Consider the following 19,292-nt stretch of genomic DNA (forward strand, 5'->3'; position numbering starts at 1 on the left):
ACCGATGCCGGGCCCGGCCAGCTTTTTCCAGGATCCTCTGTACCGTAACTCTGTGTTCATCATGCTTAACACGGGGCTGGTCACTCTCTTCAACTACGTGTTCTGGATCCTCGCGGTCAGGGTGGTTTCGTCTGAGCATGTTGGGCTGGCCACTGCGGTGGTTTCGGCGTCGATGATGATCGCCGCAATCTCTCGGCTGGGCATGGATGACAGCATCACGAGGTTCCTGCCGCAGTCGAAGGACAGGGGCGGGTTTGTGAATGCCCTGATCGCCATCATGCTGGCGGTGACGGTCGTCGTCCTCTTTGGTTTCATGGCGGGGCTGCGGCAGATCTCGCCGGCGCTGCTCTTTCTTCGGGAGTGGCAGTATCTTCTGCCGTTCGTGGTGCTGGTGTTCCTCACGTCGGTGTGCAACATGCAGGGCACCACCCTCGTGGCGAGCAGGAGAGCAGATCTGGCGCTGATGGAATACGCCCTCCTGTTTCTCAGGATTCCTTTGCTGCTCATTACCGGGTCTCTCGGCCTGTTCGGCATTTTCCTCGCCCTGGACGTCACCTACCTCATCATGATGTTGGTGGGCGTCGTGTTCCTGTACCGGCTGGGCATAGCCCGGGACCTCCGTGTAGACTTCGGCCAGGCCCGGAGAACCATGAAGTATTCTCTCAGCAACTACCTGGCCCTGATCATGTATACTGCGCCGTATACGCTGATCCCGATCCTGGTGGTGAACGTGATGGGGGCCAGCCAGCAGGCGTATTATTATGCGGCGTATTCCATCGCCGCGTTCCTCCTGCTGGTCCCTGACGCTATCGTGGCTTCCATGTTTGTGGAAGGTGCCCACGAGCGGCCGCTCAGGGAAACCGCAAAAAAATCGCTCAGGTTCGCCCTCGCCATCCTGGTCCCGCTGGTGCTGGCGGCCGTTTTTTTCGGCGATAACCTGCTACGCTTGTTCAGCCCGGAGCACTCGGCCGCCGCTTATGAGCTGCTACTACTGCTCGCCCTGTCCAGCGTGTTCTACGCGGTCATCGAGGTCTACTTTACGGTGATGCAGGTCCGGAAGAACCTGGTGATGCTGAACTTCGTCCGCTTTTCCGTCACGGCTTTGACCCTCGGCCTCGGCTACGTGTTGCTGCAAAAGCTGGGCCTGATCGGCATAGGCTACGCCTGGTTCCTGGCCTGCGTGATCGTGTCGGCGATCTCGGGCTGGAAGATGATGTCGAGGAAGACATGGGAGTAACGGCTGAGTCCAAATTCCTGCATGTAATAATCAGGATCTTGTGCATGACAAAGTTATAAGTTATAATAGTAAGTATAACTAATGTAATTATATTTACCGCTTATGGGGCTGCTTTAACGGATGCGGGGTATGAGCAGGGGAAACGATCATTCCACGGCAAAGCGATGGTGGCAGTCGATCAGGGTGGAGATCGTATTGCTCGTGCTGCTTATGACCCTTCCTACCATCTTGTTGGGCGTAGCTGGTACTCTCTATTATCAGGGCATACTAAAGCAGGATATCGAAGACAACCAGCTTGGCTCGGCTATGACGATTTCTGCTCTCGCCCCGGATTATCTGCAAAGCTCTCAGCTGTACCTGAAGAGCCTTGCTGACAGGATTTTGGTGATCAGGGCGATGGAGAATAATGACCTTGTTCTTTTACACTCCGTCGCCGTCTACGGGAATAACTCCACCAGGGTCAGGGGCATATATTTCACCGATAGCAACGGCAAGATTATCGAGGGTACTTCGGAGGTCGCCGGCCTTATCGGTGCTGATTATTATAACCATTCTTACGTCAGCGGTGTAATAAAAAGCGGCCGCCCGGTCATCGGTGACGCGGAGCCGGGGTTCGATCAGAGGCCGATGGTGCCTGTAGGCGTACCTGTGGTCGATGCGAACGGCACTGTTCTGGGAGTGCTGGTGGGCATCGTCGACCTCGAAGAGTACTCCCAGATCATGGATGAGTCGCTGGCAGGTCGCGGACAGTGCGCCTATCTGGTGAACCGGACCGGCCACGTCATGGCGCATACTAACCGCAGCCATGCCTGGATGATGACTAACTTTTCCTCCGTGCCCGTGGTGGAGCGTGTGCTGGGGGGAGGCTCGGGCATCCTCGAGTACGAGAACCCCGTTGATCGGATGCTCATGATCGGAGCATACGCTCCCGTAGAGTCGTTTGGGTGGGGCGTGGTCGTGGCGACGCCCACGGAGATCGCTTACCGGCCTGTATGGGGCGCAGCGTGGATCATGGCCGCGATGATCGGGATCTTTTCCGTGGGGGCGGTCCTGCTCGGCATACTGGTCGGTAACCGCATTGCGTCTCCGATCGCCAGCATGTCGATGGCCATGAAAAGAGTGAAGGAGTCGGGCGACTATCGCAGGCTCCTGCCGCTGGAGCGTAAGGATGAGGTCGGAGACCTCGCGCGGGCGTTCGACGACATGGTGTATACTATCAGGAGGAATATGGCGGAGCAGGATGCCAGCAGGCGGGAAATTGAAGAGCTGGCCCGCAGGCAGGAAGCGAGCCTGGCACAGCTCCGGGAGAGCGAAGCCCGGTTCCGCAGCTACTTCGAGTCTCCCCTGGTCGGGATTGCCATCTCGTCGCCTGATAAGCAGTGGCTGGACCTGAATGATAAGGCCTGTGAGATCCTGGGCTATTCCCGGGAGGAGCTTTTAAAGATGACCTGGGATATGCTGACCTATCCCGAAGACCTGTCCAAAAACGTCGAGCTTTTAGACAGGGTCATAGCCGGCGAGATCGATACCTACACACTCGAGAAGAGGTTCGTCCGTAAGGACGGGAGCCTGGTATCCACGTACCTCTCGGCAGGCTGCATACGCAACCCCGACCGATCAGTTAAATACATGCTCTCCATCATCCAGGACATCACGGAAGAAAAGCGGGCCGAGGAGGCTTTGAAGGATGCGAAGGCCCAGGCGGAACTGTACCTCGACCTGATGGGCCACGACATCAATAACATGAACCAGATCGCGATAGGGTTCCTGGAAATGGCTCTTAGTACGATGGATTTGAGCGACGACGAGCGGGAGTTGCTGGATAAGCCGCTGAGATCGATCAGGAACAGCTCGGAGCTGATCAGCAACGTGGGGAAGCTGCAGAAGGCCGCGGGCAATCAGGAGTTCAAAATGAAGCGTACCGACCTGTGCAGCGTGCTGGGAGAGGTGGTCCGGAAGAGCTCCGACCTCCCGGGCAGGCCGATCACCGTCAATTTCGAGTGCCCGCCCGGATCTTTTGTTATAGCCAACGAGCTGCTCGAGGACCTGTTCTCCAACCTCATCGGTAACGCCATCAAGCATTCGGACCCCGGTAAGCCGCTGACGATCGACGTCCGCGTGAGCCGGCAAAAGGAGGATGATAAGGATTACTACGAGATCAGCATAGAGGATAACGGGCCTGGCATACCGGACGCGCTGAAGGCGAAGCTCTTCCGCCGGTTCGAGAGGGGCCAGACTAAGGCAAGCGGCAGAGGGCTCGGCCTGTACCTGGTGAAAACGCTGGCGAGGGAGTTCGGGGGCAAGGTACGGGTCGAGGACCGGGTGCCTGGAGATTCCGGGCAAGGGGCGAAGTTCATCGTCCTGCTGCCCGTACTGGCAGAATAAGGGGTTGCTCCGCCAGCTTTCCTGCGCCATGCCAGAACCCACCAGTCCCCTGGCGGTCGCTATCCTGGCAGAGCCTTTAGCTGTGTACTGGTATCCCACGACGTAGAGCTCATGTGTGTCAGTTATCCGGGAAAACCATATACGATATGGGCGTATTATAAAATATTACAAAATCTTTGATATATTACCCTGTTGAGAAAAATTTTATATGATTAATATTAAGGCTTATCTGATCTGAGGCGTGGTCGTGAATACTTACATCCGGGAATCAGGTATCGAAGTGCTTGGCCGCATACCATGGGGTACGCATTTCTGCCTTTTCTACCAGACGAGGCAGGACCTGGCAAACGTTCTCATCCCCTATTTCCGGGCAGGCCTGGAGAACAACGAGTATTGCGTGTGGATCACGTCCGAGCCCCTCGAGGAGGCCGAGGCGAAGGCCCGGATGTTTGAGGCGGTGCCCGACTTCGGCAAGTATCTGGAGCGGGGGCAGATAGAGATCATCCCGTACGACCAGTGGTACGTGATCGACGGCGTCTTCGACTCCGGCAGGGTGCTCAGCGGCTGGGTGCAAAAGCTGCAGAGCGCGCTGTCCAGAGGTTTCAGCGGGCTGAGGCTGTCGGGGAACACGTTCTGGCTGGAAAAGTCCGGCTGGAATGACTTCCTCGATTACGAGCAGGCTATCAACGATACCATTGGCAAATACAGCATGATCGCGCTCTGTACGTATTCCCTCGACCGGTGCAGTGCCAACGACATCCTGGACGTGGTGAGCACCCACCAGTTCGCCATGAGCAAGCGGGATGGCGAGTGGAAGCTCATCGAAAGCAAGGAGCAGAAGGAGGCCAGAAAAGCCTTGCAGGAGACCGAGATCAGGTTCCGGTCGCTGATCCAGAACTCGTTCGACATCATCCGCATCCTTGACCGGGAGGGCCGCATCATCTTCGACTCCCCCTCGTCAGAGCGTATCCTCGGCTATCCCCCGAGCTTTACCCTGGGCAGGTCGCCTCTGGACTTCATTCACCCGGACGACAGGCAACTTGTACAGAGTTCCCTGGGCGAAGTTTACCTGAACGTTAACCGGGGGACGCCGACGGAGTTCAGGATCAGGAAAGCCGACGGGGAATACCTGGACGTCGAATCTACCGGGGTCAACATGATCGGCGTGCCAGGGGTGGACGGCATCGTGATCACCACCCGGCCCATCACGGAACGAAAGAGGACGGAAAAAGAAAATGAGCAGCTGCTGGCCCGGCTGAGAGAGACGCAGGTCTACCTGGAGAGCCTGATCAACTACGCCAACGCCCCTATCATCGTGTGGAACCCCAGCTTCACGATCACCCGGTTCAACAGGGCTTTCGAGCGGATCTCCGGGTACATGGCAGACGAAGTCGTCGGTAAGCCCCTGAGCATCCTCTTCCCTGCCTCCAGCCGGTATGAGTCGCTGGAGCAGATCAAGAATACTCTGAAGGGCGAGCACTGGGAATCAGTCGAGATACCGATCCAGCACAAGAACGGCAGCGTACGCATAGCCCTCTGGAATTCCGCCAACGTCTACGACGAGGATAGCCATACCCTGGTGGCGACGATCGCCCAGGGACAGGATATCACCCGCCGCAAAAAGGCTGAAAAAGAGCTGGAAGAGGCGAAGCTGCAGGCCGAGCTGTACCTGGACCTGATCGCCCACGACATCTCCAACATGCACCAGATCATGCTGATGCAGATAGAGCTGGCGGAAGAAATCCTGCAGAGCGATGGAAAGCTGGACGGCGACGACCGGGAGATACTCCAGTCCCTGTCCAGAACCATGGATAAGGCCGCCAGGCTGATCGATAATGTGAGGAAGCTGCAGAAGCTGAACACCGGCGACTATCGCCTGGAGGCGCTGGACCTCGCCGCGCTGATCCAGGACGTCCTGAACACTTACACGAACATACCGGGCAGGGACATCACCCTGACCTACACTCCCTGCAAGGGGAGCATAGTACGGGCTAACCTGCTCCTGAGGGACGTGTTCCTGAACCTGATCGACAACGCGGTGAAGCACTCCTCCGGCCCCCTCGAGATAGGGATCGACCTGCACAAGATCAACCTGAACGGCCGCTCGTACTACCGGGTAGCAGTAGAGGACAATGGCAAGGGCATCCCCGACGAGAAGAAGGATGAGATCTTCCAGCGCTTCAAGCGCGGGCACACGAAAACAAAGGGCACTGGACTCGGCCTGTACCTCGTCAGGAGTCTGGTGGAAGGCTTCGGCGGCTACGTCGAAGTACAGAACAGGGTCCTGGGAGACTACACTAAAGGCTCCCGGTTTTTAGTGTACCTGCCGGCGATCGGCGAAGCACAGAGAGGTGGAGAATAGCTCACGAGCCTCACCCCTGAACAGCTCCGGGCTCCGGGAGCCCCCGCTCGCTTCATTAAGCTGCATTAGGCAGCATCATTATTTAAGCACGGCTGTCAGACATAATCATTATACCATGGCAAATTCGGATGTGATATGTCCCGACCTACATATACTGTGAAACCCGGGATAAGGCCAAAGCCCGGGAAAATTGCCGGCTCAGTCCCAGATCAGCGTGTCGATCAGGAAGAGAGGCTTCGCCTGACTCAGTACTCCATGGACCACTTCCCGGAGTCGGCAATCTGGACGGACATGGAAGCCCGCATCCTCTACGTAAACGACGCGACGTGCGACATGCTGGGCTACACCCGGGATGAGCTGCTGGCCATGTCGGTGTCCGATATCGCCCCCAACTACTCCCGCGACCGCTTCGCCGCTTTTATCCAATCCATCCAGGAGCGTAAAGCTCTCACTTTCGAATCCGAGCACGTCACGAAATCGGGCCGCAGAATCCCAGTGGAGGTCACCACACACTACCAGAAATACGGAGCCCAGGAGTACATCATCTCCTTCTCCCGGGACATCTCCGGGAGGAAGCAAGTGGAGGACACCCTGCGAAAGAACGAGAAATTTTTGAATCACATCTTCAACAGCTTCCAGGACGGGATCGGCATCCTCGACAAGGACCTGAACATCGTCCGGGTAAACAGGATCATGGAGAACTGGCACCCCTACATGATGCCTCTGCAGGGTAAAAAGTGCTACCACGCCTTCCATTGCAGGGACAAGCCCTGCGAGGTATGCCCCAGCCTTCGGGCGATGAAGCTCAAGACTATGCAAAGCGAGATTGTCCCCCTCCATGGCGAGCACGGGGAGCAGAAGGGCTGGCTCGAAATATACTCGTTCCCCCTGCTGGACGACCGGGGCGACCTGACGGGAGTCATCGAGCACGTCCGGGACATCACTGCGCGCAAGCGGGCGGAGGACGCCCTGGAAGAGACCAAGACCCGGGCCGAGCTGTACCTTGATCTGATGAGCCACGACATCAACAACATGAACCATGCAGGCATCGGCTTCCTGGAACTGCTGCTGGACTCCCCCCGGCTTGACCGGCAGGAGCGGATGCTGCTGCACAAGGCGATCGACTCTCTGGAAGGCAGCACCCGGATCATCCGGAACGTCCGGAAGCTCCAGATGGCGCAGTCCGGGGAGATGCGCAGCCATAAAGTCGACGTCGGGCAGGTGCTGGACGAGGTGAAGTCCCACTACGCGGGCACGAGGGGCGAGGCCCTCGTCGACTATGATAGACCTGCAGGTTGCGAGGTGATGGCAAACGAGCTGCTGTTCGACGTCTTCTCCAACCTGGTGGGCAACGCGATCAAACACTCGGCTGAAAAGGGCAGGCCTGTGGTGAAAGTCAGGGCCGGGCGAAGCGCAGAAGGCGGCAGGGTTTACTGCAGGATAACCGTCGAGGACGACGGCCCCGGGGTACCGGACGAGATGAAGGACAAAATCTTCGGCCGGCTCCGCAGGGGCGAGACGAAGGCAGGCGGCAAAGGCCTGGGGCTGTACCTGGTAAAATACCTGGTCGAGAGCTACGGCGGCAAGGTGTGGGTCGAAGACAGAGTCTCAGGCGATCACACCCGGGGCGCCAGGTTCGTGGTCATGATACCGGCCGCGGAGCCGGAGGCCGCACCGGACGTGCCCGGGTGAAACCCACGGCCGAAGCCGTTCCGGCCGGGCGTATGTCCCTCTGCCTCCCGCCGAGCGCGTTTACCGCGCCAATCCTATAAATAAAAGCGTCGTCCTGCATATGATATAGGAGTCATTTTCATGGCCGAGACATCGCAGCTAGTAATGGATACCAGTGACGCCAGCTTTGACAGCGCTATCAAGAGCAGCCGGGTGGTCGTCGTCGACTGCTGGGCCCCATGGTGCGGGCCGTGCAGGATCCTGGCACCCACCATCGAGAGTCTCGCCAGGGACTACGACGGCCGGGTCAAGTTCTACAAGCTCAACACCGACGAAAACCCGCAGGTCGCGTCCCAGTTCCGCATCCGGAGCATACCCACGATCTTCATCTTCACCGACGGCAAGCTCGCCGACACCATCATCGGCGCGGTACCCAGGCAGTACATCGAGGGCAAGCTGGAGCCGCTCCTCAAGTGAACGACGCTATAGCAACAGCCCGGCCATGCCCGAAACCATTTAAGCATTAAGCGCCTATAACCTAGGGGTAAACTTATGGCAGAGACATCAAAATTCGTCACGGACCTCACTGACGCCACTTTCGACGACGCGGTCAAATCCAGCTCACTAGCAGTCATCGACTGCTGGGCCCCCTGGTGTGGGCCATGCAGAATGCTCGCTCCCACCATAGAGACGCTGGCACAGGAATACGAGGGCAAAGTCAAGTTCTACAAGCTCAACACCGACGAGAGCACCAGGGTAGTCCAGCAGTTCAAAATCTTCAGCATCCCCACCCTGCTCATCTTCGCCAAAGGCAAGCAAGTCGACACCATCGTCGGCGCCGTGCCCCGGCAGTACATCGAGTCGCGGCTGCAGCCGCTCCTGGAAAACCAGTAAGCTTTTACTTTTCCCCTTTTTAGAAAGCATCACCACAGTACGCCTATACTCTTACTTTCAGCTTCTCCCGCAGCTTCGCCCGGAGGTAGCTCTTGTAGAACTCCTTCTTCTTCAGCGGAGACCCCGCGGCCGTACCTAACGCTTCCAGTTCGGTCTTTCTGGCGTGCCTGACGAACCACTCGTTCTCGCCTTTCCAGTAGTCGTCCTGCATGTACGGGAGAGACAGGTTGTTCTGCGCTCTCAAAAGATCGTTCTTGCTCAGGGGTTCCTGCACGCTCTTCCACACGTCTTTGAGCCACGTGTCCACGTCGGCGGACTCGATGCCGAGGAAGGCGGCCTTGGAGGCGTGGAGGCCGGATAAGTGCGCGGCGTTGATGCTGCCGCTCATGACGGACTTGGCGATCATGCCCGACCACGGGGAAAAGTCGGTGAGGACTCCTATGGGGATGCCCTTTTCTGACAATAGCTTGATCAGCGCCCTGCATCCTCTTGCCGGCTGGCCTCCGAGGTGGACGAGCCCGATGTTCAGTTCGTCCGCGACCTTCAGCTTCTTCAGGTCCATGAACACGCCGGTCTTCTCTATCGGAATGACAGCCTTGACGCCGTACTTCTTGATCTCCCACTGGCCGGCGAACCCGGTGATGCTCTGCTCCCTTTCCCCGCAGGTGAACTCGGTGCCCTCCTCGTCCACGATGGTGATGTCGCCGTAGATCAGCCCTTTGGGATCGGCGATTACGTTGAGGTTTTCCCGGTTGAGGCGGATGATGCGCTCCAGGGTGTCGATCAGCCGGTCGCTTTCTCCCTGGCCGGTCAGGTCCATCCACGGGTACTTCTGGAACTGGTTCTTGAGCATGTAGTAGCAGTCCCTCTTCGTCGACACCGAGTTCGCCACTATGGTCTCGATGACGTGGTTGATCAGGAACTGCAGCTTCGCCAGCGACGCAGCCTGGTCGATGTTGGCCGTCGTCATGGAGAGCGTGTCCCCGGATGTGCTGTACCCCTCGACGTCGTCGTATTCGACCGAGGCCCGATCGACCTTCAGCGCCTTGAACGTGTACGGAAGGGCGTTCTCGGCCCGGATCACGGCGCCCAGGCAATACGCCGAGAGCACCTTGATAGACCGCTCCTGATCCCTGGTGAGGCGGCGCTCTTTCAGGATGTCGTGGGCCATGGCCATGGTGGAGCCGTCGCTGGTCCGGGAGGCGAGCATCTTCACGAAGTCCTGGCGCTTTGCGTCGTGAGCAATCTCGAAAATAGCCTCGAACTCGTCCGCGAGGGCGGCGTCCTCGATGGCCTCGTACAGCTTATCGTTCTTCCTTCTCGCTGCCACGCTCAGTCACCTCCCGCCGCTGCCACTGCCCGCCTGCTTTCAGGGGCCCGTCTCTCCGGCTTCTCCTCCCGGAAGACGTCCAGACCGTACTCCTCCTCTACCTCGGAGACGCAGTTGTCGAAGCCGAAGGCAGCGGCATACTCGGGGCCCGCGACCTTCGCCCCCGCGTACCGGTTGAGCTGTCTCAGGAGCAGAGAGTGAATGATCGCCTTCCGCTTGCCTTTGACCGCCTCTTCCTCGGACTTCTTGATCCGGCGGATATGCTTCGAGATCTTGCGACCACACTCCTGGATCGCGAGGCGGATTTCCTCGTAGTACTCGTCCACGAACTTGATCGCCTCCTTGCTCTCGCTCGTGTAGGGGATGTTCACGCCCGCCACGTGTACGAATAAGTGACTGCGAGTCTCCGGGGCGATCTCGTACCGGGCCAGCCCCGCGTCCCTCGCCGCTTTCAGCGTCACGTCGCCCGACTCCGAGAAGAGGAGGGGCACCCGGTTGACGAACCGGTGAATGTAGACGCCGGTGACCGGGTCGATGGAGGACTCCCCTGTGCCGCCGAGCTCGGCGCCGCAGCCGTAGGCGATGATCACCTCCACCAGGAATGGCTGGCCTCTCATCGCCCGGGGCTTTCTCGTGACCGCCTCGATAAAGGCGGGCTGTAGCCTGCTCACCACGCCCTGCACCAGGGTGGCTTCGCCTACTGGCGACAGGCACTCGGTGGAAGGCGGGAGCGTCTGAGCACCGCTCATAGCTTCGGCGAGCGCCATCAGCTCCTCCTTGCAGAGGTCTGCGGGCTTCTTCCTCACGTCTAGCCGGTCCTTGCAGCCCGCGATGATCTGCTTCGAGACGTCGGACCGGACCCGGTCGAACTCGCCCTTCAGGAAATCGTTGAGCGTACTATATCTTGTCCTGGCGGCGAGCCGCTTCAGCAGGTCGTAGTCAGCCCCCGAGGGGTGGGGCTTCGTCTCCACCGGGATGGCCGGCAGCTCCTCGGTGCGCCTGGGCACTTCGAGCCGGTCGGCCTCGTTCACGCCATCATAGTGCAGGCTCAGATGCGGGTTGATGGCCGCGGTCAGCTCGATGTACTCCATGATGCGGGCGGAGAACTGGGCCTCGAGGATCACGGAGATTTCGACGCCCTTCCAGCCTTCGGCCTTCTCCTCGTGCGAGTCGTGCACCTTCGCCGAGTTCCGGTCCACGTCCACCGAAAGCTCGAAGACGTGGGACTTCTTCCCGTTCGTCGACGTCTTCACGATCGCGTGCTCGCCCGTCTTGATCTGCGATATGAGAACGACCGCGGACACGCCGATGCCCTGTTGCCCTCTGGACTGCCGGCGGACGCCGAACTTGCTGCCGTACAGCAGCTTGCCGAACACGAGAGGGACATTCTTAGGGAGGATGCCGGGCCCGTTGTCCCGGACCGTCAATTTGTAGCGCTTGAGCCGGCCCTTATCGTCCAGGCTCTTCAGGTCTATCCAGACCTCGGGGAGGATGCCTGCCGATTCGCAGGCGTCGAGTGAGTTGGTGAGAATCTCGTGGATGGACATGGGGATCATCTTCACCGAGCTCTCGAAGCCGACTAAATGAGGGTTAGTGGCGATGAACTCGCTGAAGGAGATCTCCTTCATTTCCTTTGCAAGTTCCTTTGCCGTCTTACAGTTTTTAGGTGCCATATATACGGGAATTTTCTGTATTTAGAGGTTAATACCGCTCTGATAGAGCGAATTGAAAGTATTATTGCTACATTTGAAAAAGGTGCTGGATTATATACTTTCATCAGCCGGAGAGCCCTGTTACCGCGCAAACGGCTGCCAGTTTCACTGTGCCAGCCAGTCCAGCTTCTCTCTTCTTGAAACTTTCTTATCGGCAGCGACCCGACCCGCGCCCAGGTAGCGGGAGAACTGGCGGAAGCAGGCGAGCAGGCCGGACCGCAGCTCCTCAGATTGTTCGATCTCAGGCTCCCACCACCAGTTCTTGATCAGCAGGGCTCCGTCCTCGCCCCTGCCCGGCTCGAACCGGGCGACGAAACGGTCGCCGTACAGCACCGGGAGCACATAGTACCCGTAGCGGCGCTCCGCGGCGGGCTTGTACACTTCCCACAGGTACTCGAAGCCGAAAAGCTCCTTCACGAGTTTGCGGTCCCAGATCAGGTTGTCCAGCGGAGCAAGAACCGACGCCCGGGCCTGAGGGCTTCTGCGAGACCTCAGCGCCCTCTCCATGCATGCCATGTCCTCGTTTCGGAGGTAGAAAGGATGGCTGATACCCTCCACCCATACCTCTACGATCTTTTCCTGCCGGAGCAGCCGCCCGATCGCATCGTTCCTGTCCTTGCTCTTGATGTCGTGGATGCCCAGCCACGCGTCTCCCGCACGGTTCCAGAGCAGCCCGATGCTGCCTATCCGCCGGTGAACGTACCAGTCGTAATATTGCTTCTCCGTCCGGTTCCGGTCGGGCGCGCTCAGGATCTCGTCCGAAAGGTGGCGGCGTGCGAAGTCGTAGGCCCTGCGGGTGCCGACTTTATGGTGGACGATGAGCTCTCCCCAGAAGTACATGCTCTCCAGCGCGGCCCTCGATACTCTTGTCGGGCCCCAGGGCCAGTCGATCCTGTCGTCGAAAGCCAGATCGGCAGAGGTCAGCGGCCCTTTTTCCTCGATCTCTCTTCTGATCAGGTCCAGGTAAGGGGTAATCGGGTGGGACTTGCCGCCCAGTCTCTTCCTCGCCCTCTCCCGGGCACGCCGGAAGTACGACCAGTCCTCCGCAGGATAGATACACATGTTCTTATCCCACCCGTCGATCAAAGTGCGGTCCCGGTAAAGCAGCTCCTGCAGCATGGAAGAGCGAAAATCCTTCACCCGGGCCTGCAGCACCAGCTCGTGGTTCGGGCCCGCGACGTTCAAAGGATCGAACTGGATGCAGTTGACTCGCCTGATGTACGCCGATACGCCTGCCTTGCCTTCCAGCTCTCCCGGCGGCCACAGGCCCTGGTGGGCGAGCAAAAAGCTACGGGCCTGCTGTCTGGTGATCTCGAGTCTCTCCATCCATTACGCACTCCGGCTGCCCATGGTACAAATAGTAGCTGGGAGCTTCTCTGGCAGCCGGGCTATTAAGCGTGATGTAAGCTGGCTGAAAATATTGATGCTCCCCCGCCTGCTGGCAGGGCAGCATTTGAAAGTCCTTTAACTTATCTTATGCATCTTGCGATCGAAGAGCTTCAACAATACCAGGATCAGCACCGCATGGAAGACGGCCGCTCCCAGCACGTATGGCCAGAAGTTCGCCCCTCCGGTCGAGCCCTCCCAGAACGCCCTGACCGGCCAGAAGGTCGGGATGACGTAGAAGACGAACTCCCACTTCGGGTCGATCAGGTAGGCGAGCAGGGGAATCGACAGGACCGTGCCCAGCATCTTCTGGATGGCGAAGCCCTGTACCTTGTTCTCCGCAAATACGCCGAAGACCAGCGCAAACAGGGGCGCCTCCAGAGAGGCGACCAGCGCAACCACCACCAGCGTGGTGAGGTCGACGCCGGTCAGCCCGGCTATTGGGCAGGCGATCAGCGTGGTGACGAAGCTCACGATCACCGGCGCCGAGATCCTGTACGCCAGGTACTGCGCCATGGAGACCGGCGTCACCTTCAGCGCGGCCAGCATGCCCTCGTCCCGCTCGTCCAGCAGCAGAAACCCGATGCAGACCCCGAAGAACATGGGTATCATGACTATCAGCAGGCCCATGAGCATGGGGTAGAACGGCACCAGGTCGAACATCGGGGCAGCCCAGGCCGCGATTACCGGTATCAGGTACCGGTATGCCAGTGCGATCACGAAGGGTATCACTATCATCCACTTCAGCAGCGGATCCCGGATCACGTTCAGCAGGTCGCCGGAGCCGAAAGAGCGGAGCATTTTCAGGTAGTCCATCTCAGTTACCTCCCTTCCTGTTGATGATGTGTCGATCGAACGCCCTCTTCGAGAGGACGAACGCTACAGCAATCACTATTAGTGAATACAGCACGCCGTAGGCGAGCTGCCACGACTCTACCGGCACAAATGCGGCCTTCATGACCAGCAGCGGCGCCTGCATCGGGTGTAAGTATACTAAAGGCGTCTCGAAGATCTGCAGGTAGTCGACCAGCGGCAGCATCAGGGCGACTATCACGAAAGCAGCGGGCATGAGGTACTCGCTGATCGACTTGAACCGGGACACCATCACGAACCCCAGCAGGACGTAGATCACCGCTGCCAGTATAGTGCCGGCGGCCAGCAGCAGCACGTTGTAGCCCGTGCCAAAGATGGCCAGGACGATCGCCATGTTCTCGATGAAGGCCAGCGCAGTCAGCGTAAGTACCTTGGAGCCCAGGTATTCCTCCACCCGGAGGGGGCTGACGATCAGCGCCTGCAGGACTCCCTCGCCCTTCTCGAACAGCACCATTCCCCCGATGAAGAAGAAGGTGCCGATCATCAGGTTGCCGAAGACGAACAGAGGGACGAAAACCGGGGACCCGTACTGGCTGAACTGGCTGAGCATGGCGATGAAGACGATCATCGTGAACAGCGAGGCAACGATAAAGCCGTACCGGACCTGCTGCCTGAAGTCTACCAGCAGCGTGGGGACCAGCCTGTTGATCATGCGAGACTCCTTCCTGTAGCCTTGATAAAGATGTCCTCCAGCGTCGCCTCTTCAGTGTGGATGGTCTGGACGCTATTCGAGCGTAGAAGTGCCAGGAACTCGGCATTATCCCCCAGGTCCTTAAGGTTGAATTCCCGGGTCTCTACGTGAGAGTTCTCGCTGTACTCGACCCTTACGACGCGCCTGCCGTGCTGCAGCTTCAGCTGCCGGGGCGAGTCGATGAGCTTGATCTCCCCGTCCACGATGAAGGCGACCCGGTCGCACAGCTCGTCCGCGAGGGCCATGTTGTGCGTGGTGAGGAAGATTGTCTTGCCCTCCGTCTTCTTCCGCAGGATGATGTCCCTGATGATCCGGCTATTGACAGGGTCCAGGCCCGAGGTCGGCTCGTCCAAAAACAGCAGGTCCGGCTTGTTCAGCAGCGCCCGAATGAAGCCCAGCCTCACTTTCATTCCCTTGGAGAACTGGGCCACGCGGTTGTTGGCGTCGGTCTCCAGGCCCACCAGCTTCAGCAGCTCCATGGGGTCTTCGGTCTCCCCGCTGTAGAGCGAGCGGAAATAGTTTAAATTTTCGAGGGCCGTCAGCTTGAGATAGTGGTTGGGGATCTCGAAGGAGACCCCGACCTTCTCGTAGAACGAGGACTTCCAGGAGCTGACGTCCCTGCCCATGACCGCTACCTTTCCCCTGTACCCCGTGAGCTGGCCGGTCAGGATCTTCTGCGTAGTGCTCTTCCCGGCGCCACTGGGGCCCAGGAACCCGAAGATTTCCCCGGGCTTCACTTCGAAGGAGATGTTCCTGACGGCCTCTTTCTTGCCGCCCGGATAAGTGAATGTAAGGTCTTTGACTTCTATCATAGCACTCGCCTCATATGGTAAAGTGAATGCGCTCACAAAAAGTGAACGACGTTCACTACAAAAAAGGATAAGTAAATAAGGTATTAATAAAGTTATTGAACAAGGTTCACCAGGTCCTATAAAAAGATGGCGGAGGCGGAGGATGGCATGCCGGAGAAAAAGACTGTGCGTAACAAGGCTGAGAAGATACGCTCTATCCTCAGCGCCAGTAAAACGCTCATAGAAACTGTCGGCTACCAGGATGTCACCATCCGGGACATCGCCCGGGAAGCCGGGGTCAGCGTAGGGCTGATCTACAAATACTTCCCCGGGGGCAAGCCTGAAATTATCAGGGAGATCGGCATGGGCCTCATCACCGAGATGACCGGGGCGGGCAAGCCCGGCAGCGTCGACTTCGACGACTTCCCCGGCTTTCTGCGCGTGTTCTTCAGCAGGACCGTCGAGTACTACCGAAATAACAAACGCTTCATCGCCGCTCTCATGGTGGCCACTCTCCAGGACCGGAAGATTTTCGAGGGGTTCGAGGAGGCCGGCCTGGAAAACCTGGACGGCCTCGTCCTGTTCCTGGGCAACTTCCGGGGAATCGACCTCTCCGACAAGGGCGAGCCCCGACTATTCATGGCCAAATGGTCCGACATAGTCAAGAGCATCATGCTGCATCACGCGGTCTACCCCACGCCCTTCGACTCCGATGAGGAGATAGTGGAGCTATTGGTGAAAATATCGCTGATGATGTGGGGCTATAAAAGTATGGAGAAATGACCCTCGGACGTGCAGATCTTTTTACTCTGCCAGCGGCCTGACGTTCTTCAGGTATTCACGGAAAAGCGGATTGTAGAGACGATACCTGCCCCTGGCCACCTTGACGACCAGCTCCTTTTTAACAAGCCGGTCCAATAGCTTGGTCACACTGCTGCCTTTCAGCTCGGACGGGGTGATTTCGCTCTGCTGAGCCAGGGCCATCCGGAATAGCAACTCTTGTTCTGCATCCGAGGCTCTGTCCAGATCATCGTGGAACTTAAGCCTTGCGAAGTGCTCGATGAGTGCCGGGCAGATTCCCTTGAATTCCATGATCGTCAGGCGGCCTTCGTTCATCTCGTCGAGCACGTCCCGCATGGTCACAGTCAAGAAATATGGGTGGCCATCGGTGATCTGGTGAATTTTCTCGACGACGGGATCATCGATCGTGAGATCAATGCCTTCGGCTTCGAGGGGCTTTTCGATTAGCTGGCGGGTCCCTTCTATGTCAAATGGTTCCAGATCAAACCGCTCGAATAGTCTGGTAAACGGCTCGGCTTTATCCCTCATCTCCGGGTAAAGGTTGGCCGGCCCGGTGATGATGAACATGAACTGGGCGCCAGATGCCGACAACCCCTGCATTACCGTCCGCAGGTCGTACAGCAGCTCGGCGTTTTCCCGGGAGGCGAGGGCATAGTGAATGTCGTCCAGCATAACGACGGCAAGCTGGATCCCGCCGGCATGAAGCTTTTCCCAGAACTTGATCATGGTCTCCTTGAAATTTATACCTCTGGGCGGAGAGTGTTCTCTGCGCTCGATCTCCGGGGTCATAGATACCTTTGAGATTTTCCAGTTCTCGAAGACGTTCAGCTCCTCTCTGATAAAGTCTACGACTCGCTGCGGTAGCTCCACAGTGCTCTCGTACTCTCGAAATATGCTCTCCATGAGGTATACGAAGAACGTATCTGCATCAGAGCAGCAGTTAGGGCTTAATGGTACGCATGCAGAAAAGATCCTGGCACCTTCACTCTCGTTTTTAATCATATCCTTGAACTTCAGGAGCGTAGACGTCTTACCTACTCCCCAGCCCCCCATGACAGCGATGTTAACCGGGCGAGTGACGCCTCCCGACCGTGATACCGCCATTACGCTGCGATGGAAGGTCAGCAGGAGCTTTTCCCGGTTAGCATAGTACTTCGGGTTGGTCGGCCCCTGGGCATTGAAAGGATTAACGAAGCGCATGGTTTTAGCTTTTGTCATTTTTGTCATGATTGTCACTTTCTCCTGCCGACACTGAACCACAATGCTTCCGCTTTTCCCTCGCACCGTTTGTGGATAAGCCTGCCATTATAGTACATCCCTGTCCCGGGGTACACTTGCCTGCCACATATTGCACAAGTCTTTCCAGGCATCTTATACTACCACTGTGTCATTTTTGTCATGATTGTCATTTCTTGTCATTTTTGTCATGATTGTCATTTTGGATATGCAAGCATATACTTTACTATAGTCCGTGACGGAACTATTCGAGCCTGACCTGCACATCACTCGTTCGTCCTGTTACCGTCCGGCGCTCTCAACAGCCACTTTTTCCTGATCCAGGCCAGCCCCGCCAGGCCTGTGATGCCCATGGCGATCACGAATACTTCGATGATTCCGTACCTGGCGTACGTGCCCATGCCTGCCAGGAGATAATTTGATATCGGCAGCATCCCATCCAGCACCGTCTTATATAGTATCGATAAGGCCAGCCATACGATGGCGTGGAATCTGGCCGCATAGACCAGCAGCACCGTGGCGAAGACGTGGCAGAACAGCGTGAACAGCCTCTCGATGATCGGCACCGGTATCATGAACAGCGCGAACTGTTCCTGTGCTGATGCCGGCAGTGTCGCGAACAGTTCCGGCACCATCAACAGGGCAGCCGTATTGACGAGCGACAGCAAGCCCAGCAGTGCAGCCTCAGTCCCCCCGAACCCGATGCCTAGGGCTACTGCCTCATCGAAACCGGACTTTGAGAGTTTAGTGAACCGGACGGCGAGGTACGAGATGCCGCTTTCGAGGATGCCCGTCCTCAGGCCGTAATAGATTCCAAGGAGGACCGCGGCCGCGAGCGGGGTGAAGATGATCATCGCCTGCTGGGCCAGCGCAGGGCTGATGGTCAGGTCCATTATCAATTTGATCGCTATGGCGGCCGCCCACAGGATACCTCCCAGGAGGAAGTATACGGGGCTGATCCGCTTCTTGTAGTACCAGTACGCCATGGCGCCTGCGCCGACAGCGATCATGCCCAGCCCGGGCAGCAGGTTAAGCCACGAGATCATCGGATGACACCTCTCCGCTAAATGCCGTTGGGGAACCACAGTCCGTCGACGAGGGACTGGTTATCAGGGTTCATGACCAGCCGGATCTTCAAGGTGCCCTTCTCAAACTGCGCATCGTAGAAGAAGTTATTGTACCCGTTGATCACGCTGCCCTGCGGAGCAGGCTTCGAGGTGTAGTTGCCATACTTGTCGTGGATCTGGTTCCTGATGTCCATGAAGCTGCTCTCGTTTACGCCTTTCTTCATCGGGTCGGTCAGGTACGCCGAGAACTGGCCGTAGTCCCCGGTGTTGAACGACTGGAACACCGCCTCGGCGGTGGGGTCCGCAGCGTCGAAAGCCTCCTGCGGCGGAGCCTGGTTGAAGATGCAGCCGGAGAGCAGAACGCAGAGGGCGACGGTAAGTATTGTCATGCCCACGAGAACAAAACGGTTTGACATAAGCATATTTTAATATCGGCCGATATTTAAGAATATTGAGTGCTGGCAGACACACTAGTTTAGGGCGGAGCTTCTCCTGGCGACAAGCGTAACTTCATCGACGGCAAGTGCTTCTATGTGCCTGTCGGCGAGATCAGGGAGAACGGCTACGATCGTTCGATATCCCGGTACAAGGAGATGGAGTACGAGGAAGTGGAGTACGAGAAGCCCGAGGTCATCATCCATAGGATAGAAGAGATCGAGGGGCAGATATTGACGAACATCGCCGAGCTGAAGAAGCTGCTGGCGGAGAGTAAAAAGTGACCGGCTATTGTTCTAATCTGGTGTTTGCAGGCCGCCAAGCTCGCCAAGGAGCCAAGCTCGCCAAGGACTTTGTGATTAGGATCGGAAGATATCGCTAAAATAAATCTTAGCGTTCCATGAAAAATTTATCTCTTGGC

The 19,292-nt window shown here is 57.7% G+C and carries 17 protein-coding genes; 8 read left to right on the forward strand and 9 right to left on the reverse strand.

The window, feature by feature from the left end; translation table 11 throughout:
* Nucleotides 1-52 precede the first annotated feature (52 nt).
* The 6 genes from RCI_RS09015 (at nt 53) to trxA (RCI_RS09045) (ending at nt 8,549) form a co-directional block, all read left to right on the forward strand.
* On the forward strand, nt 53-1,237 hold the full coding sequence (locus RCI_RS09015) for a lipopolysaccharide biosynthesis protein (RefSeq protein ID WP_158308898.1): 1,185 nt from the start codon (nt 53-55) through the stop codon (nt 1,235-1,237).
* Between the two features lie 129 nt (nt 1,238-1,366).
* Nucleotides 1,367-3,622, forward strand: a complete 2,256-nt coding sequence (locus RCI_RS15820) for a PAS domain S-box protein (RefSeq protein ID WP_052309945.1) — start codon at nt 1,367-1,369, stop codon at nt 3,620-3,622.
* Between the two features lie 241 nt (nt 3,623-3,863).
* A complete protein-coding gene (locus tag RCI_RS15825; protein ID WP_012036124.1) occupies nt 3,864-5,984 on the forward strand; it encodes an MEDS domain-containing protein in 2,121 nt (706 codons plus the stop codon).
* A gap of 156 nt (nt 5,985-6,140) precedes the next feature.
* On the forward strand, nt 6,141-7,676 hold the full coding sequence (locus tag RCI_RS15830) for a sensor histidine kinase (protein ID WP_158308899.1): 1,536 nt from the start codon (nt 6,141-6,143) through the stop codon (nt 7,674-7,676).
* A 120-nt stretch (nt 7,677-7,796) separates the two neighbouring features.
* Nucleotides 7,797-8,132, forward strand: coding sequence for a thioredoxin (gene trxA / locus RCI_RS09040; RefSeq protein WP_012036126.1), 336 nt, complete (start codon nt 7,797-7,799; stop codon nt 8,130-8,132).
* A 75-nt stretch (nt 8,133-8,207) separates the two neighbouring features.
* Complete coding sequence (gene trxA, locus RCI_RS09045) at nt 8,208-8,549, forward strand: thioredoxin (RefSeq protein ID WP_012036127.1); 342 nt, start codon at nt 8,208-8,210, stop codon at nt 8,547-8,549.
* Between the two features lie 43 nt (nt 8,550-8,592).
* Here trxA (RCI_RS09045) and RCI_RS09050 read toward each other — a convergent pair whose 3' ends face one another.
* The 6 genes from RCI_RS09050 to RCI_RS09075 form a co-directional block, all read right to left on the reverse strand.
* Nucleotides 8,593-9,879 carry a DNA topoisomerase IV subunit A gene (locus RCI_RS09050; protein ID WP_231844815.1) on the reverse strand — a complete coding sequence of 429 codons (1,287 nt, stop codon included), beginning with the start codon at nt 9,877-9,879 and terminating at the stop codon, nt 8,593-8,595.
* 2 nt (nt 9,880-9,881) lie between these two features.
* Nucleotides 9,882-11,552 carry a DNA topoisomerase VI subunit B gene (locus tag RCI_RS09055; RefSeq protein ID WP_012036129.1) on the reverse strand — a complete coding sequence of 557 codons (1,671 nt, stop codon included), beginning with the start codon at nt 11,550-11,552 and terminating at the stop codon, nt 9,882-9,884.
* Between the two features lie 144 nt (nt 11,553-11,696).
* Nucleotides 11,697-12,917 carry a winged helix-turn-helix domain-containing protein gene (locus RCI_RS09060; protein WP_012036130.1) on the reverse strand — a complete coding sequence of 407 codons (1,221 nt, stop codon included), beginning with the start codon at nt 12,915-12,917 and terminating at the stop codon, nt 11,697-11,699.
* A gap of 138 nt (nt 12,918-13,055) precedes the next feature.
* Complete coding sequence (locus RCI_RS09065; protein WP_012036131.1) at nt 13,056-13,793, reverse strand: ABC transporter; 738 nt, start codon at nt 13,791-13,793, stop codon at nt 13,056-13,058.
* A gap of 1 nt (nt 13,794) precedes the next feature.
* Nucleotides 13,795-14,502 carry a fluoroquinolone export ABC transporter permease subunit gene (locus RCI_RS09070; RefSeq protein ID WP_012036132.1) on the reverse strand — a complete coding sequence of 236 codons (708 nt, stop codon included), beginning with the start codon at nt 14,500-14,502 and terminating at the stop codon, nt 13,795-13,797.
* On the reverse strand, nt 14,499-15,353 hold the full coding sequence (locus RCI_RS09075; protein ID WP_048198352.1) for an ABC transporter ATP-binding protein: 855 nt from the start codon (nt 15,351-15,353) through the stop codon (nt 14,499-14,501). Before RCI_RS09075 ends, RCI_RS09070 begins: the two co-directional genes overlap by 4 nt.
* A gap of 126 nt (nt 15,354-15,479) precedes the next feature.
* Between RCI_RS09075 and RCI_RS15835 the strand changes: the two genes are divergently transcribed.
* Nucleotides 15,480-16,115: a TetR/AcrR family transcriptional regulator gene (locus tag RCI_RS15835; protein ID WP_012036134.1), complete on the forward strand. Its 636-nt coding sequence runs from the start codon at nt 15,480-15,482 to the stop codon at nt 16,113-16,115.
* Between the two features lie 21 nt (nt 16,116-16,136).
* Here RCI_RS15835 and RCI_RS09085 read toward each other — a convergent pair whose 3' ends face one another.
* The 3 genes from RCI_RS09085 to RCI_RS09095 form a co-directional block, all read right to left on the reverse strand.
* Nucleotides 16,137-17,360 carry a P-loop NTPase fold protein gene (locus RCI_RS09085; RefSeq protein ID WP_048198355.1) on the reverse strand — a complete coding sequence of 408 codons (1,224 nt, stop codon included), beginning with the start codon at nt 17,358-17,360 and terminating at the stop codon, nt 16,137-16,139.
* A 275-nt stretch (nt 17,361-17,635) separates the two neighbouring features.
* Complete coding sequence (locus tag RCI_RS09090; protein ID WP_012036136.1) at nt 17,636-18,415, reverse strand: YhfC family glutamic-type intramembrane protease; 780 nt, start codon at nt 18,413-18,415, stop codon at nt 17,636-17,638.
* A 17-nt stretch (nt 18,416-18,432) separates the two neighbouring features.
* Entirely contained in the window at nt 18,433-18,852 is a 420-nt protein-coding gene (locus RCI_RS09095) for a DUF3887 domain-containing protein (RefSeq protein WP_158308900.1), read from the reverse strand.
* Nucleotides 18,853-18,969: 117 nt separating this feature from the next.
* Between RCI_RS09095 and RCI_RS09100 the strand changes: the two genes are divergently transcribed.
* A complete protein-coding gene (locus RCI_RS09100) occupies nt 18,970-19,155 on the forward strand; it encodes a hypothetical protein (RefSeq protein WP_048198359.1) in 186 nt (61 codons plus the stop codon).
* Nucleotides 19,156-19,292 lie beyond the last annotated feature (137 nt).

This window comes from Methanocella arvoryzae MRE50 (assembly GCF_000063445.1).
In the GTDB taxonomy this organism is placed as follows: Archaea; Halobacteriota; Methanocellia; order Methanocellales; family Methanocellaceae; genus Methanocella_A; species Methanocella_A arvoryzae.